Genomic DNA, 16,114 nt, shown 5'->3' with positions numbered 1-16,114 from the left:
TCAATTTTCATATGGATGATCGTGTGTGGAGTAAAGGGAGTAGTGAGATAGGGGTTATTTAAATGGGAAAACATCAAAAGGAACTTGCCAAGGCACAGTCTGCTATCAATGAAGTAAAACAGACAGTAAGCCAAGATGATTGGCGTTTGTGTTACCATGTTACACCAGAAGCCAATTGGATGAATGATCCGAATGGTTTTTGTATGTGGAATGGGGAATATCATTTATTTTATCAGCACCATCCATACACTCCTGAATGGGGACCCATGCATTGGGCTCATGTAAAAAGTAAAGATCTCGTTCACTGGGAAAGAATGCCGATTGCTTTGGCTCCTAGTGAATGGTATGACAAAGATGGTTGTTTTTCAGGAAGTGCTATAGAAAAAGATGAAAAATTATATTTGTTTTATACAGGGAACCAGTGGACAGGTCCTAATCAAGATACGGATCTTAAGCAAGTTCAATGTATTGCGATAAGTGAAGATGGGATCCATTTTGAAAAAATTAAGGAAAATCCAGTTATTTTAGAAGTACCTGAAGGAGATATTCATCCTTTCCATTTTCGTGACCCAAAGGTATGGAAAAAAGGTGATGTGTACTATTGTGTTCTCGGTTCACAAACGAAGAATCGGATTGGCCAAGCATTACTGTATCGGTCGAGCGATTTGTTTGACTGGGAATTTGTGAATGTTCTCGCGAAAGGACAAGGAAATCAGGGATATATGTGGGAATGCCCAGATTTGTTCCAGCTGGATGATAAAGCCCTTTTGGTTATGTCTCCACAAGGTGTTCACCCTGAGGGAGATAACTATCATAATTTGCATCAATCCGTAGCTGTCATAGGGCATTTAAATGAAGAAAGTGGAAAATTCACTTCTGAGCAATGGCAGACTTTAGACCACGGATTTGATTACTATGCTCCGCAAACTTTGATAGACGACCAAGGGAGACGGATAGTCATTGCTTGGATGGCTATGTGGGAGAGCGAAATGCCCGAACAAAAGCGAGAGTGGGCAGGAGCAATGACCATTCCTCGTATTTTATCCATGGAAAAAGAAAAGCTGAAAATTGAGCCCATTCCCGAATTAGCTTCTCTCCGTTATGATCCTATCATGTACCAAGAAATTACTGTTGATCAAGACAGGCAATTGGATGGAATTAATGGAGATTGTTTAGAAATGAAAGTCACTATTGCTGCGAAAGAGGCAAATAAATTTGGCTTAAATTTACGTATGAATGAATCAGGGACTGAATATACAACCTTAGCTTATGATGTGGCTGAAGAAAAAATCCTATTGGATCGTTCCCACTCAGGAAAGGGACCAGGTGGGATTCGGAAGGCGCCACTTGCCTTGCAGAATGGACAGCTTCAACTTCATTTATTTATAGACCGATCTTCTGTGGAAATTTTTATGCAAAATGGAGAAATGGTTATGAGTGCACGTATCTATCCTGGGCAAGGTTCTACAGGAATCGAATTTTTCTCGGACACAGCAATTGAAATTGTGCAACTTGAAAAATGGTCATTGAAACAAAGTGTGTAGTAACTAAAAGAAGAATTAGCGGTATGATTCCCTAGTTTAACAACAATGAATAGACATCATAAGAAATATAGCTGAAAGAGAGAGGGATAATAAATGAAAAAGAATTGGTGGAAAGAAGCAGTAGCATATCAAGTGTATCCGCGTAGTTTTATGGACTCTAATGGTGATGGAATAGGCGACTTACAAGGAATGATTTCAAAATTAGATTATATTCGTGATTTAGGTATCGATGTCATTTGGATGTCGCCAATGTATAAATCGCCAAATGATGATAATGGTTATGATATCAGTGATTATCAAGATATTATGGATGAATTTGGTACAATGGCTGATTTTGATCAGTTATTAGAAGAAGTACATAAAAGAGACATGAAATTAATTATTGACTTGGTCATTAATCATACAAGTGATGAACATCCTTGGTTTATTGAATCTAGGTCTTCAAAAGATAATCCAAAGCGGGATTGGTATATTTGGCGCGATGGGAAAGACGGCAAAGAACCAAATAACTGGGAAAGTATTTTTAGTGGTTCAGCATGGCAGTATGATGAGCAAACGGAACAGTATTATATGCACATCTTTTCTAAAAAACAACCTGATTTAAATTGGAGAAATCCAGATGTTCGTCAGGCTTTATATGATATGGTCAATTGGTGGTTGGACAAAGGGATTGATGGATTTCGTGTTGATGCAATTAGCCATATTAATAAAGAAGACGGACTTGCGGATATGCCAAATCCAGATGGGTTAAAATACGTGCCATCATTTGATAAACATATGAATGTCCCAGGAATCCATAAGTATCTTCAAGAATTAAAGGAAGAGACATTTTCAAAATACGACATCATGACAGTTGGAGAGGCTAATGGTGTTAAAGTAGAAAATCAAGAAGATTTATATGAATGGATCAGTGAGGAAAAAGGAAAGTTTAATATGGTTTTCCAATTTGAACATTTAGATTTATGGAATACAGAAGGGCAAACAAATTTGGATATTATCGGTCTGAAAGAAGCTTTAACGAAATGGCAGAAGGCTCTTGAAAACAAAGGCTGGAATGCTCTGTTCATTGAAAACCATGATCAACCACGCCGTGTTTCTACATGGGGAAATGATCAAGAGCATTGGTATGAAAGTGCGACCGCCCTTGCAGCTATGTACTTCCTTATGCAAGGAACACCATTTATTTATCAAGGTCAAGAAATTGGAATGACAAATGTGAAGTTTGATTCAATTGAAGAATATAATGATGTCGCGGATAAAAATATGTATCGAATTAAACGTGAAGAAGGAGTACCACATGAGGAAATCATGAAGGAAATCTGGCTTGCTAGCCGTGATAATTCTCGTACACCTATGCAATGGTCAGATGATCCACAAGCGGGTTTCACAACAGGTACACCGTGGTTAGGAGTTAATCCTAATTACAAAACCATTAATGTTGAAAAACAGCTGCAAGATGAACATTCTATTCTGCATTTTTATAAAAAGATGATTAAGCTTAAAAAAGAGCATGAACTCTTTACTTATGGGACATATGATCTTCTACTATCAGATCACCCACAAATTTATGCTTATACCCGAACATTGGAAGAGGAAAAAGTCGTGATTCTTGCTAATTTAACAGGTGAAGCAGCTCAGATGAATGAATCTTTACCTTTTGCAGTCACCTCAAGTCAATTGCTATTGGCGAATATTGATGTAGCTGATCATGATCATATAAAAGAGATCCAATTAAAGCCATTTGAGGCGCGAGTATATCGAGTTTAATATCAAAAATCAATTAAACCAATGAGCACCCACTTGTTGAAAACAAGGGGGTGCTTTTTTGATCACAAAATTAAGAAAACTGTATTTTTAAAAGATTGAAAAATATATCTAATCGATATATAATTTCGATATATGGAGGCGGTGAAATGTTGGAATTCATCCTCTTAGGTCTGCTACTCGAACAGCCTATGAGTGGCTATGATTTTAAAAAGACAATTGATTATACAGTCGGCTTTTTCTATCAATCTAGTTACGGTAGTCTTATCCTGTCTTAAAAAGACTGGAGGAAAAAGAGTATGTGCTTAAAACAGGATGCTTTAAAAAATAGCGTGCAATGAAAAAATTACAAAAGAATTTCCGGGGAAATAGTCGTATTATATGCTAGATAAACATTTTTTCTGCGAATATTGCTAACTTATCAATTTATTTAGGGAAATGAATAGAAAGTCGGAAGTGTAATAAATTTAAGCTGTCAAAAAAGATGAATATACGTATATATCAGGTAAGGGAGATGACTTTATGCAATCTGAAACTTTAATGAACTGGAGTCAGATCGGAAAAAGAGTGATGATTTTACAAGTATTATTCATGACTTTTACTGTTCTAGGTTTAGGGATAATTGGTTTCTTACCAGCTCTTCTAGCTATTATGGCAGTAGCCCGGCAATATTTACGAGAGACAGCAGAGCCATCGATCGTAAAGATGTTTTGGCGTTCTTATAAAGAAATGTTTGTAAAAGTAAATTTATTTGGGCTGCCTATAATCGGAATTATCCTAGCTATGTTCATGGCCATCCAGCATTTTCAACAAGTAGATGGGGTGTTTAGTCAAGTCCTCATATATGGCGCTTATTTTGTGATAGCTATTTTAGTTATTCTACTTATTCATGGATTACCATCCCTTGTACATATGGAAATTTCGTTTGTTCATTTAGTAAGAGGTTCTTTTCTAATCACTTTAATTCGGCCTTTTCATACCATCGTGGTGGCTTTAATGCTGATTACAGTGTGCTGGGTGAGTTATAAAATGTCTATTATTCTCGCTGTATTTCTGATTACCCCCGTAGCATACTTCTGGATTAAAATTGCCTTACATGCCTTTCTCGGTTTTGTAACAGAAACAGAGACGGAGCATGATAAAATAATGGAAGCATGAATGATCGTTTCCTTTTTTATCGCTAGTTGAAAACAACTACTAGTAATCTTCTCTGTAAACGAATACAAATGAATTATTACGTAAAACGAAAGAGAATATAGATTTAAAATCTATTAATTTAGCAGGAGGAGTACAGGGATGAAGAAACCATTATATGGACTTATGATTCTACTGATTATCTTTCAAACAGCCTGTAGTAAAGGCACAGAAAGCAATAACGTAGAGGAAGGACCAGATGAAAACTTTAATGAGACAGGCATGCCGATTGTTAATGAACCGATTACGATAAAAATGTTTGCAGGAATGGGTGCTAAGACGCAAAGTAACTGGGATGATATTTTAATCTGGAATACGTATGAGGATATGACGAATGTGCATATTGACTGGGAGCAGGTACCTCAAGAAGGGGTAGATGAAAAAAGGAATCTTGCTTTAGCAGGTGGTAATCTGCCGGATGCCTTTTATGCGGCGAATATGCCGACTTTAGATATTTTTAAATATGGCCAACAAGGTCTTTTTCTGGAATTAAATGATTTAATTGATCAATATGCCCCAAATGTAAAGAAACTTATGGAGGAAAATCCAGAAATACGGAAGGCAATTACTTTTCCGGATGGAAAAATTTATTCACTTCCCGTCATCCTTGATCCGGAATTTACATCTGTCAGGACTCACCCACTCCCATGGTTTAACCAAGAGGTACTTAATAAAGTAGGAATGGACATACCTGAATCCACAGATGAGTTTTATCAATACCTTAAAGCTGTTCAAAAAGAAACCCCTAATATGACACCATTTGGTGGGCGAGATATGAATGGAATGATCGGTTGGTTAAAAGGTTCTTTTGGAGTTGGAACGACAGGACGGGATTTTATTGATAAGGATCCAGAAACAGGTGATATTCGCTTTTATCCGATTACAGATGGATATAGAGAAATGCTTGGGTATCTCAACAAATTATATAGTGAAAAATTAATTGAACAAAATATTTATACGATTGAATTAGCGAATTTTTTAGCAAATGGAAAAGATGGTAAATATGCAAGTACGGCTTTCTATGCCCCGGTTGAACTTTTTGGGGAAGAAGCAGGCGAGCAGTATGTGGGTGGACTGCCGTTAAAAGGACCTGATGGTGAACAAAAATTTGCCCAAGTAGCGAATCCGGTAGGACATATTGGGAAATTTGTATTAACTAATGAAAATCCTAATCCAGCTGCCACAATTAGATGGGTCGATTATTTCTATAGTGATGAAGGTTCCCGTTTGTTTTATATGGGGGTGGAAGGAGAAACTTATGAAGTTACAGATGATGGAGACTATAAGTATGTAGATAAAATTACTCAAAGTGAAGATGGGATATCAAAGGATGAGCAAATTACTAATTATCTTGCTTGGCTTGGGATTGGCGCACCTGGAATCTTGAAAGAAAAATATTTTGATGGTTCGGAGGCAGCTGATCAAGCCCTTGAAGCTGCAGCAAAGATGGAACCTTATCTTATTGAAGAAGCTTGGCCACCTTTCACTTATACGGATGAAGAAGCGAAAAAGCTTGCAGCTCTTTCGGCTGATATTGAAAAATATGTGAATGAAATGCAAGATAAATTTATCGTGGGCGAGGAATCTTTTGGAAAATGGGATACATTTGTTAAAAATATCGAAAAAATGGGCTTAGAGGAATATATGGAAATTCAGAAGACAGCTTATGAAAGATATCAAAATAATTAACAATAAATCAATGAAAACAAGTTACTCATTAAAGAGTGGCTTGTTTTTTGCGTATGCGTTTATATTGAATTTAGAAAATCCTTTAGTACGATCGATAAAGGATTTTTGCATACTCGGCAATACAATATTATATGTTTTTAGCACCAATAGCAAAGAGACTCATTAGACGCTAGCCCCTAGCCCTAAAACTTGTTTCACAGTAAACAATAAAAAACGCAATTTTCGTTTGTTTCTATTTTCTTCTGTAATGATTCTACATATTTTTCCGAGCGGCTTTTAAAGGATATAAGAAGAAATTGTCGGTAACACTCTAAGAAGAAATTTATGAGAAAATAACTATAGGCTCAACTGGTTCTATCTGGTATAGTTGATAATATAACTAAATGTCTTACGGTATTAAAGTGGAAATATAAATTATTTTTTTAATTCGAACGTCTTGACATAAAAATAAGCATGGTGTAATTTGAATGAAAGGATAGTACACCAAAACTACATTATATGTAAAATATAGTTTTAAATATTTGCTGATTGAAAGCGCTTAATAAAAATTTGGTAATGTTATAACTGCAAGAGAAAAAGAACTAAGAAAATATAAAATTTATTTTTTTCCACGTTTTTTCAAAGAAAATTATATAGAAACTACATTCAGAAGAGGAAAGTTGATTCACCTATTCAGTCAATTTTGAAAACGCTCTACAACGAAGTTGGTATAGATGTCGTTCTAAGTAAGGTATTTTCAATTATTATTGAAACTGAATGAATTTAGATGAATCGAGGGGAAGCCCTTGTGAATCAATACTTATATTAAGGGGGGATGAGCAGCATACATTTAATCTAAGAAATTCGTAGGAATGCAAGTTTTACCCTTTTTAAAACTTACAATCTAGGGGGTCTTCCTTTGAAAATGAAAAAGATTTTATATGTATTTATGACTTTATTATTACTGTTCCTTGTAGCATGTAGCAAAGATTCGGGAGAAAAGGCGGGTACAACTGATAAAAGTAAAGAAGTAACAGATAATTTTAATGAAACTGGTATGCCGATTGTCGATGAACCGATTACACTTAAAATGTTTGCTGGAATGGGAAATAATACTTTGAAAAATTGGAATGATATTCTCGTTTGGAATACGTATGAAGAGATGACGAATATCCATATTGAATGGGAACAGATTGAGGCGGAGGCGATTGAAGAAAAACGAAACTTAGCATTGGCAAGTGGTTCCTTACCTGATGCCTTCTATGCAGCAAATATGCCAACTCTAGATATCTTTAAATATGGACAACAAGGTTCTTTCCTTGAGTTAAATGATTTGATTGAAAAATATGCCCCGAATTTAACGAAGTTAATGGAAGAGAACCCTGATATTCGTAAAGCAATTACATTTCCGGATGGAAAAATATATTCATTGCCATCTATATATGATCCAGAATTTACTTCTGTCAGAACTCACCCTTTAATGTGGTATAACTCTGAATTATTGGATAAGTATGGGATGGAAGTACCAGCTTCAACAGAGGAATTTTATTAATATTTGAAGAAGGTAAAAACGGAAGATCCTGATATTACTCCATATGGTTCTTATAACGGTACTTTAATGGTGAATTATTTACGCGGAGCTTTTGGAGTGGGGACAACTGGGCGTGAATTTATTGATAAGGATCCAGAAACAGGGGATATTCGTTTTTATCCTATTACAGATAATTACAAAGAGTTATTGCAATATATGAATAAATTGTATTCTGAAAAATTGGTTGAACCTAATATATACACAATTGAATGGGCGCAATTTTTAAATAATGGAGCAGAAGATAAGTATGGTAGTATGATTTTCTATGCTCCTGAAGAGCTTTTTGGTAAAGATATTGGAGAGAAGTATGTCGGTGGATTACCACTTGAGGGGCCGAATGGGGAGCATAAATGGTCTAATGTTGTAAATCCAGTTATTCATATTGGAAAATTTGTCTTAACAAGTGAAAATCCAGACCCTGCAGCGACAATTAGATGGGTCGATCATTTCTATAGTGATGAAGGGTCAAGATTATTCTATATGGGTGTAGAAGGTGAGACCTATGAAAAAACAGATGATGGCAAGTTTAAGTATATGGAGAAGATTACAAATAGTAGTGAAGGATTAACGAAGGAACAAGAAATCGTTAAGTATCTTGGCTGGGTTGGGATTGGTGCTCCTGGTATCCTGATGCAAGATTACTTTGATGGCTCTGAGGGGTCTGATCAAGCTGTCGAAGCTGCAAGTAAAGTAGAGCCTTATTTGTTAGATGAAGTATGGCCACCATTTACTTACACAGAGGAAGAAGCAAAAAGATTATCCGCTCTTTCAGCAGATATTGAAAAATACGTAAACGAAATGCAAGATAAATTTGTTGTCGGAGAAGAATCTTTTGATAAATGGGATAGTTTCGTAAAAAATATAGAAAAAATGGGCTTAGAAGAATATATGGAAATTCAAAAACAAGCCTTTGAACGTTATGAAGCTAATTAAAGCTTAATTGTTTTAAAATAGATCTGTCTGAGGCAAAAGAATAATCATCGGTGTAAAATACGAACTAATGTGATATGTGAGGATGGATGAACGAGCTTCAGAAATAGACTTCGCTTGCCGCGAATGACTGGTGCCCCTTTTAGGCAACAGAAAGATGGTCATAAAGACGTTGTATAAGCGTAGATGAACCCAAAGGGGCATCGTACATTGGGCGATGAATATGGATTTTCCCTTGGTCCTTAATGGGCATTGTGGGTTCCCGACGATGCCTTCCGAAAAAATAAGACGTTCTAGCTGGAGGTGACCATCATAAGCCAACTTCAGCTAGAACCCTTATATTAAACTCGAAAAATTGCAAAGACCTCGTGCACTATGAACGAGGTCCTTTATAATGGGCTGACAAATCTTTCCACAAATTGCTGTTTAATAATGATAGATCAGGTTTTGGCGTTTTTCTGAAATGAGGATCTTTGATTAATAAGCTATAGAAAACTTTGATGTCTTTAATAGCTTGCCTAAAGGAAATCGATTGAAAATCATTGTCTATATGATGATGTATATAGTGAATCAATGTCTCTGAACCAATTTGATCATTATAATGAATATGTTCCACTTCACAAAGATATCTTAATAGACGCTCTAATGATTGTTGTTTTTGATTAGATAAATTAAACGTCGTTTGAAAATGTTGAGTGTATTGTTCATAATAGAATGAATTTCTTTGTTTCAAAAGCATCTCTCCTTTTAAAGTTATTTGAAAAAAGTAGACTCCATATACAACGAATAGTTATATTGGAGTCGTAATTTTAGATTTTAAATTTTTTCACTAAAGCATTTAATTCTTCCGCCAGATTGGAAAGATCTGCGGAGCTTACAGAAATTTCTTCCATTGAACTGCTAACTTGTTGTGAAGTAGCGGAAGTTTGTTCAATACCAGCGGATGATTCCTCCGATACTGCAGCGATATCTTGGATCGAAGTATGGATTTCCTCGGTTTCTTCCGTCATACTGGATAAATTGTTTGTAATCGTTTGGATGTATTTAACCATTTTTCCTAGACTTATTTGAATTTGGTCAAATGTCTCAGCGGTTGTTTGAATTTGATTTGTTCCTTGCTCCACTTCTTTATAACTATTTTGTAGAGATTGAGTGACAAGCTGTGACTCTGAATGGATATTCGTTACTATTTTAGTAATATCCGTGATTGAATGAGAAACCTGTTCTGCCAATTTTTTTACTTCTGAGGCTACAACAGAGAAGCCTTTTCCATGCTCTCCAGCACGTGCTGCTTCAATAGCTGCATTTAAAGCAAGTAAATTTGTCTGATCCGCAATCTCCTCAATAACGGCTATTAATCCGTTTATTTCATTGGATTGTTTCTCTAATCCTTCTACCTTTTGCACAGCGTCTTGAACAATCTTGTCAATTTTGCCCATCTGGTTATTAGAAGACTGCATCAATTGTCCGCCTGTTTTAGCAAGTTGCACCATCTCTTCGGAACTAGTATATATTTTCTTACTATTACTATTTACCTCATGAATTCTCTCCATAAACTGACCAATAGTAATAGAAAGATCGTTTGTACTGTTTGCTTGTGTTTCTGCCCCAGTCGCCAGTTCCTGCATGGTGACAGAGATTTGTTCTGAACCAGATTTTACATCACCGGTTGCTTGAGTTAAATCTTCACTATAGCTTGTCACTGTACCAGAGGCTGTTTGAATTTCCATTAGTAGTTTTCTTGTATGGTTTGTCATCTCATTCATAGCTAAGATTAATTGCCCGGTTTCATCTTTTGTATTAGTTTGCAAAGGCTCCCCACTAAGATCCCCATTTGCAAGGGATTTCATTCGATTCGTTGCTTTTTTTAGAGGGGAGGCAATAATATGGGAAGTCGAGAATGCCGTTACTATTACAATAATAAAAACAATCACAGTTAGAATCACAACAGTAAGTAAAATTTTCCCGCCTAAAGAAATATTGGTCTGTCCTTTATCATAAATATTTGTTGCCTGATTATCTGCCAATTCTTCGAGACTGTTTAAAATGTCTTGGGCGATTGGCTGGATATACTCTGAATTTTCTAATGCCTGATCTGGAAAATCTTGATCATATACATCAAATACATCAGAAATAACTAGATCTGTCCATTTTTCATTACGATTAAGCATCACATCAATCTCTTCATGATTACTTTTTTGGGAGATTATATTGCTATACTCTTTGCTTTCTTCAGCCAATTTTAAAAACTCTTCCTTAAATTGTGGATCGCCATATAAAAGATAACTACGTTCCATCATAATTCTTTTGGAAAGGTTTAAAGCCAATTTGTCATCAGCTGTTAGAAGAGGTAGTTCTTCATTATTAATGATTTTGGATTTTTGATTCATTTGATTAATAGAAAGGAAGTTAAAAATACCTAAAACCAACACTAAAAGTAAGACGAGTGAAAACCCTGCCAATAACTTCGATGTGATTGTACGGAAATGAAACTTTTTCATTGTAGCTACACCTCTTATTTTGTACGGTTTATACGTATAGTCGAAAAATTAAAATGGAGAAAAAGGAATAATATACCGTTACTTTTGTAATGTAAGCGTAAAATATTAGGATAAGAAAGACAATGAGTTTGTGGGAAAATATAAGTTAATTGCATATAATGTTATATTTTTCCATAAAAAGAACAGGGATTTAGCTACTAGAAAATAATACCTACAAGTAAAAAAAGCTAGAATGGCGTGTTGTTACGCAGACGTAGTTAACTAGGACACAAATTAGACAAAAATAATATTGAATTCACCTTGCAAAGTTTCGTATAATTAAGGATATGCTTAAAGTTTAAAAAAATGGTCGAAATGTAACTTATTATGACAATAGACGTCTACTTTTGAGACAATCTTACTTAATGCTTATAAAAGATGGACAAGCGAAGTAGGATTATAACTTTAAAGGGAAAGGAAAACTAAGAATGCAAAGAGCAAAACAAAAAAAGAAAAGGACAGGTTTAAAGATATTTCTCTCTGTTCTATTAGTGTTGGTATTAGGAGTCGTAGGGTATGGATATTCGATTTGGCATAATGTAAATAAGGCTGCGAACACTGTTCATAAACCAATTGAACGGACACCTGAGGTAAAAAGACCCTCTGAGTTATCATTGCAGAAGAAAGAGCCTTTTTCCGTTCTGATGTTGGGAGTAGATGAACGACCTGGAGATAAAGGCCGTTCTGATACTATGGTAGTGATGACAGTAAATCCACAAAAAAATTCAATGGAAATGTTAAGTATTCCACGTGACACTCGTGTTGAGATTGTTGGACGCGGAACAGTCGACAAAATTAACCATGCATATGCTTTTGGAGATGTAGAAATGTCGATGAATACAGTAGAAAAATTCTTGGACATTCCGATTGATTATTATATTAAAATGAATATGGATGGTTTTAAAGACATCGTTAATGCGGTTGGTGGAATTACTGTGAATAATGATCTCGATTTTTCACAAGGTGGTTACCAATTTGCTAAAGGTAAGATTGATTTAGACGGAGATGCTGCTCTAAGTTATGCTAGAATGCGTAAGCAAGACGCTCGTGGTGACTTTGGAAGACAAATGCGTCAACGTCAAGTCATTGAGGGAGTTATGAATAAGGGAGCAAATATTACAGCCCTTTGGAAATATGATGATGTGTTAAAAGCATTAAGTAATAATGTAGAGACCAATTTGTCGATGGATGATATGGTTGATATTCAGAAAAACTATGCTGGTGCTCGTCATAAGATTGAGCAATTAGAAATAAAAGGTAGTGGTTCGACAATCGGTGGAGTATGGTACTACGTTGTTCCAGAGGAAGAGCGTACAAATATTCAAGCTCACCTTAAAGAACATTTAGGGTTGAGCTAAAGAAAAGAGAGGAAAAGGCTACTCAATATAGTCTTTTCCTCTTTTTAATTTTAGTAAATTTAGCCAAGTTAAGTCATGAATAGTTTTCTATTATAGGGAGAAGTAATGGAGGGACCTAATTGAACTTCCTAAAAGTAATTTGCCAATTAGCCCCGGTTTGAATATGATAAGCTTTGGCGAAGGAACCTTGATTGATGGCGATGCCCATTTTATCTAGGGAGTTCACATAAATTAAAGGCTCACCTAGACGACTATCGGCAAAAGAGCGCCCATAGGTCATAATATTTTTGTACACTTGTCTAGTATCATTATGAATTGTCACTTCTAGGGCATCTCCGTGCTGAACTTGTAGTTGTTTGAAGAGAGTGCGATCAATATTAGTCCATAGATTACCAAAGCGGATATCAAGAATATCGATATGCCCTGTAATCAAATGATCTTGAATTTGGGCTTTTGGTTTAATAAGTTTGACGACAGAGTGCACAGGGATTTCGGGCCCTACTTCTTCAAAAGATATCAACCTTGAAGCCAGTCGTGCAGCAGTATATACATAAACATCTCTGCCATGAAAAGTATATGATTCACCTGAACGTGGAAGACGATTGATCGTTTCATCAATCACTCTTACTTCTTCCAATCCCACTTCATCATCAATATGTGTCAAAGTCCCATTATCAGGCGTTATAATATATTGATTTTCTTTCGTTTTTGCTACTATACTCCGTCGGTCAGAACCAACACCAGGATCAACGACAGAAACAAATACCGTGTTTTCAGGCCAGTATGAAACGGTCTGAAATAGTCTGTATGAGCCTTCCCATATATTATATTGAGGAATATCGTGGGTTAAATCAAAAATTCTTAATGTTGGGTCGACAGAAATAGCAACCCCATACATGGCGCTAACAGCACCATCACCTAAACCGAAATCTGTTTGTAATACGAGATTGTTTTTCATTCGACATTCCTCCAAATTATATGTTTTAGTTATTCTTAAATTACCCTTTTTATTCTGATATAACAGAGATGTGAAAAGTTTATTAAGAGGCACTGTCTCCCGAATAGAATTCCGGCATCCAACTTTTGCTTGTTTACTTTTAAGAACAACAAAAAAACCACGCCCATATCTATGCATCTAGATAAGGACGTGGTTGGAATTCACGTGGTACCACCTTAATTTACTGTCTTACTCACGTAAAACAGCCTCAGCAAGTACGAAAGTCGATGGAACTGACTCTTATACTGTGGTATAGATAACGAGTACCAAATCTCGTCGTAACCTACTCGAATAAATAACTTTCAGTCCGCAACTCCGAGGCCATTGTTCAGATGATGATTTTAACTTCTTTTCAGCTACCGAAGCTCTCTGTTCTAAAATCAATTCTCTTACTTTTTCTCTTCACCGTCTTTATTATTAAATTATCTTAAGTATAAATTGGAATTATCAAAAAGGCAAGAAAATTGAATGAATAATCTTTTCTCCGCATTGATTACAGAGAATTTCTGAAAAAAGAAAGAGATTTAGTGGAAAATTAAGTAAGAAGCTGTTTCAAAGGTTGCAAATCATCAAAAAGGCTTCCTTACCGCGGGTAGTGCTTCGATCCTCATTGCTAGCTAAAGATCTCCAGTTGCTGCTAATCCTGCAGGTTTGTCGTCGTTTTTGGGCTTTCCTCCATTTTATATATAGATAAAATATGGAGGAAAGATTTATTCCTTTTTCTTTAAAAAAATTCCATTCTCTCCATAGGTGCAGAGAAAAAAAGCCCTTTCAAAAAAATGTGAATTGAAGAGTTTTTTATAGACTTCTATCTTCATAAGTTTTTGTTCCTATTAATTCTATCTAAAAGATCTTCTTGACTATTTTGATAGAAACGTTTAAATTATAGACGAAGTTTAAAAAAAGGGGATGAGATGGATGTCAGAGAAGTTGAAAGTGGCTATTGTTGGTTGTGGTGGAATTGCAAATGGTAAACACATGCCAAGTTTATCTAAATTAGAGCAAATTGAAATGGTTGCTTTCTGCGATATTATCGTGGAAAAAGCGGAAGAAGCGGCTGCTAAATTTGGAGTTGAAGATGCGAAAGTTTATGAGGACTACAAAGAATTGTTAGCGGATTCGTCCATTGATGTTGTACATGTTTGTACACCTAACAGCTCGCATGCTGAAATTTCGATTGCTGCACTGGAATCTGACAAACACGTAATGTGTGAAAAGCCTATGGCTAAAACATCAGAAGAAGCAAAACAAATGGTTGAAGCTGCGAAACGTACAGGCAAAAAATTGACAATTGGCTATAATAATCGCTTCAGACCTGACAGCCTTCATTTACATAATGTTACCACTCGTGGAGATTTGGGTGAAGTTTATTATGCAAAAGCCCATGCAATCCGCCGACGTGCTGTTCCAACATGGGGTGTCTTCCTTGATGAAGAAAAGCAAGGTGGGGGGCCATTAATTGATATTGGTACTCATGCATTGGACCTTACATTGTGGATGATGGATAATTATAAACCAAAAGCGGTATTAGGAACTACTTACCATAAACTTGGGCATATGGAAAACGCTGCAAATGCCTTCGGTCCTTGGGATCCTAAAGAATTTAAGGTAGAAGATTCTGCATTTGGTTTCATTACAATGGAAAATGGTGCAACGATTGTTTTGGAATCAAGCTGGGCGCTTAATACATTAGATGTGGATGAGGCGAAGGTTTCCCTAAGTGGGACACTTGCTGGAGCAGATATGAAGGATGGCCTTCGTATTAATGGAGAGGAATTTAGCCGATTATATACAAAGAAAGTTGATTTAGGTGCTGGTGGTGTTGCATTTTTTGATGGGAAAGCGGAAAGCGACTCCGATATTGAAGCACGCCAATGGATTGATAGTATTATCAATGACACAGAGCCACTTGTAAAACCGGAACAAGCTTTTGTGGTAACACAAATTCTTGAAGCAATTTATGAGTCAGCTAAAACTGGAAAAGCAGTATATTTTGATTAATAGATTTACCTACTACTATTCCGATCTATCTTAAATAGATCGGAATTTTTTTTCGTGAAAAAGTTGTAGACAGTTTACATAGAAGTCATACGTGCATTTTTGGACAGAGGTGTTCCTATGAGAGATCTGCTAGTAAATAACTACTATTTGTGACTCTTTATGACTAATGCCGTGTTGCTCAGAAGCTCACCATATTTCCGCGGAAAGTGAAACATATTTTCAAAGTGGATTATATACACTATAGAAGTTTGTCTTTGCTTTGGTGGAACCTTTTCCCCAGCTTCTTTTCTTTCTACAAATCCAATCGAATAAGAGTTGAGTCAAAAAACGGAAACAGGTATGATTAATAAAGATGGACAATATGATGCTTTAATGATGAAAATTTAGGAATGCTAGGCAGTTGGTAGTGTCAAAAATTCTATGAAAACAAATGCCTAAACGTAGCTCTACGGTCTAAATGTGGTGGTAAGCTACCGCAATCGCTCTTGACAAACACGCCAATGGTTTGAATTACAAGTAACAAGGGC

The 16,114-nt window shown here is 35.9% G+C and carries 12 protein-coding genes and 1 other annotated feature; of the genes, 9 read left to right on the top strand and 3 right to left on the bottom strand.

Going from position 1 to position 16,114, the window contains the following annotated elements; all coding sequences use genetic code 11:
- Window positions 1-62: 62 nt before the first annotated feature.
- The 7 genes from J2Z23_RS14035 to J2Z23_RS14005 all read left to right on the top strand — a co-directional run bounded on the left by J2Z23_RS14035 (window position 63) and on the right by J2Z23_RS14005 (window position 8,694).
- Window positions 63-1,544: a glycoside hydrolase family 32 protein gene (locus J2Z23_RS14035; protein ID WP_064468054.1), complete on the top strand. Its 1,482-nt coding sequence runs from the start codon at window positions 63-65 to the stop codon at window positions 1,542-1,544.
- A gap of 93 nt (window positions 1,545-1,637) precedes the next feature.
- On the top strand, window positions 1,638-3,311 hold the full coding sequence (locus tag J2Z23_RS14030) for a glycoside hydrolase family 13 protein (RefSeq protein WP_057988749.1): 1,674 nt from the start codon (window positions 1,638-1,640) through the stop codon (window positions 3,309-3,311).
- Window positions 3,312-3,457: 146 nt separating this feature from the next.
- Complete coding sequence (locus J2Z23_RS22625; protein ID WP_274380117.1) at window positions 3,458-3,586, top strand: hypothetical protein; 129 nt, start codon at window positions 3,458-3,460, stop codon at window positions 3,584-3,586.
- Between the two features lie 244 nt (window positions 3,587-3,830).
- Window positions 3,831-4,466 carry a YesL family protein gene (locus J2Z23_RS14020; RefSeq protein ID WP_057988751.1) on the top strand — a complete coding sequence of 212 codons (636 nt, stop codon included), beginning with the start codon at window positions 3,831-3,833 and terminating at the stop codon, window positions 4,464-4,466.
- Window positions 4,467-4,604: 138 nt separating this feature from the next.
- Complete coding sequence (locus J2Z23_RS14015) at window positions 4,605-6,191, top strand: extracellular solute-binding protein (protein ID WP_057988753.1); 1,587 nt, start codon at window positions 4,605-4,607, stop codon at window positions 6,189-6,191.
- A gap of 904 nt (window positions 6,192-7,095) precedes the next feature.
- A complete protein-coding gene (locus tag J2Z23_RS14010; protein WP_238482777.1) occupies window positions 7,096-7,722 on the top strand; it encodes an extracellular solute-binding protein in 627 nt (208 codons plus the stop codon).
- 3 nt (window positions 7,723-7,725) lie between these two features.
- Complete coding sequence (locus J2Z23_RS14005; RefSeq protein ID WP_209974289.1) at window positions 7,726-8,694, top strand: type 2 periplasmic-binding domain-containing protein; 969 nt, start codon at window positions 7,726-7,728, stop codon at window positions 8,692-8,694.
- Window positions 8,695-9,064: 370 nt separating this feature from the next.
- Here the strand turns inward: J2Z23_RS14005 and J2Z23_RS14000 are convergent, their stop codons facing one another.
- Window positions 9,065-9,424, bottom strand: coding sequence for a hypothetical protein (locus tag J2Z23_RS14000; RefSeq protein ID WP_064468057.1), 360 nt, complete (start codon window positions 9,422-9,424; stop codon window positions 9,065-9,067).
- A 76-nt stretch (window positions 9,425-9,500) separates the two neighbouring features.
- Window positions 9,501-11,192, bottom strand: a complete 1,692-nt coding sequence (locus tag J2Z23_RS13995) for a methyl-accepting chemotaxis protein (RefSeq protein WP_064468058.1) — start codon at window positions 11,190-11,192, stop codon at window positions 9,501-9,503.
- A 467-nt stretch (window positions 11,193-11,659) separates the two neighbouring features.
- Here J2Z23_RS13995 and tagU point away from each other — a divergent pair, with 467 nt between their 5' ends.
- On the top strand, window positions 11,660-12,589 hold the full coding sequence (tagU, locus tag J2Z23_RS13990; RefSeq protein WP_057988761.1) for a polyisoprenyl-teichoic acid--peptidoglycan teichoic acid transferase TagU: 930 nt from the start codon (window positions 11,660-11,662) through the stop codon (window positions 12,587-12,589).
- Between the two features lie 115 nt (window positions 12,590-12,704).
- Here tagU and J2Z23_RS13985 read toward each other — a convergent pair whose 3' ends face one another.
- Window positions 12,705-13,547, bottom strand: a complete 843-nt coding sequence (locus J2Z23_RS13985) for an SAM hydrolase/SAM-dependent halogenase family protein (protein ID WP_057988763.1) — start codon at window positions 13,545-13,547, stop codon at window positions 12,705-12,707.
- A gap of 180 nt (window positions 13,548-13,727) precedes the next feature.
- Window positions 13,728-14,001: a binding site (T-box leader), on the bottom strand.
- Between the two features lie 503 nt (window positions 14,002-14,504).
- On the opposite strand from J2Z23_RS13985, the gene J2Z23_RS13980 reads away from it, so the two are divergent.
- Complete coding sequence (locus J2Z23_RS13980) at window positions 14,505-15,587, top strand: Gfo/Idh/MocA family protein (protein ID WP_057995286.1); 1,083 nt, start codon at window positions 14,505-14,507, stop codon at window positions 15,585-15,587.
- Window positions 15,588-16,114 lie beyond the last annotated feature (527 nt).

The sequence above is a fragment of the Lederbergia galactosidilytica genome, assembly GCF_017873565.1.
GTDB classification, from domain to species: Bacteria; Bacillota; Bacilli; order Bacillales; family Bacillaceae_C; genus Lederbergia; species Lederbergia galactosidilytica.
The sequence above is the reverse complement of the archived record's forward strand: the minus strand, read 5'-3'. Positions and strand labels throughout refer to the sequence as shown.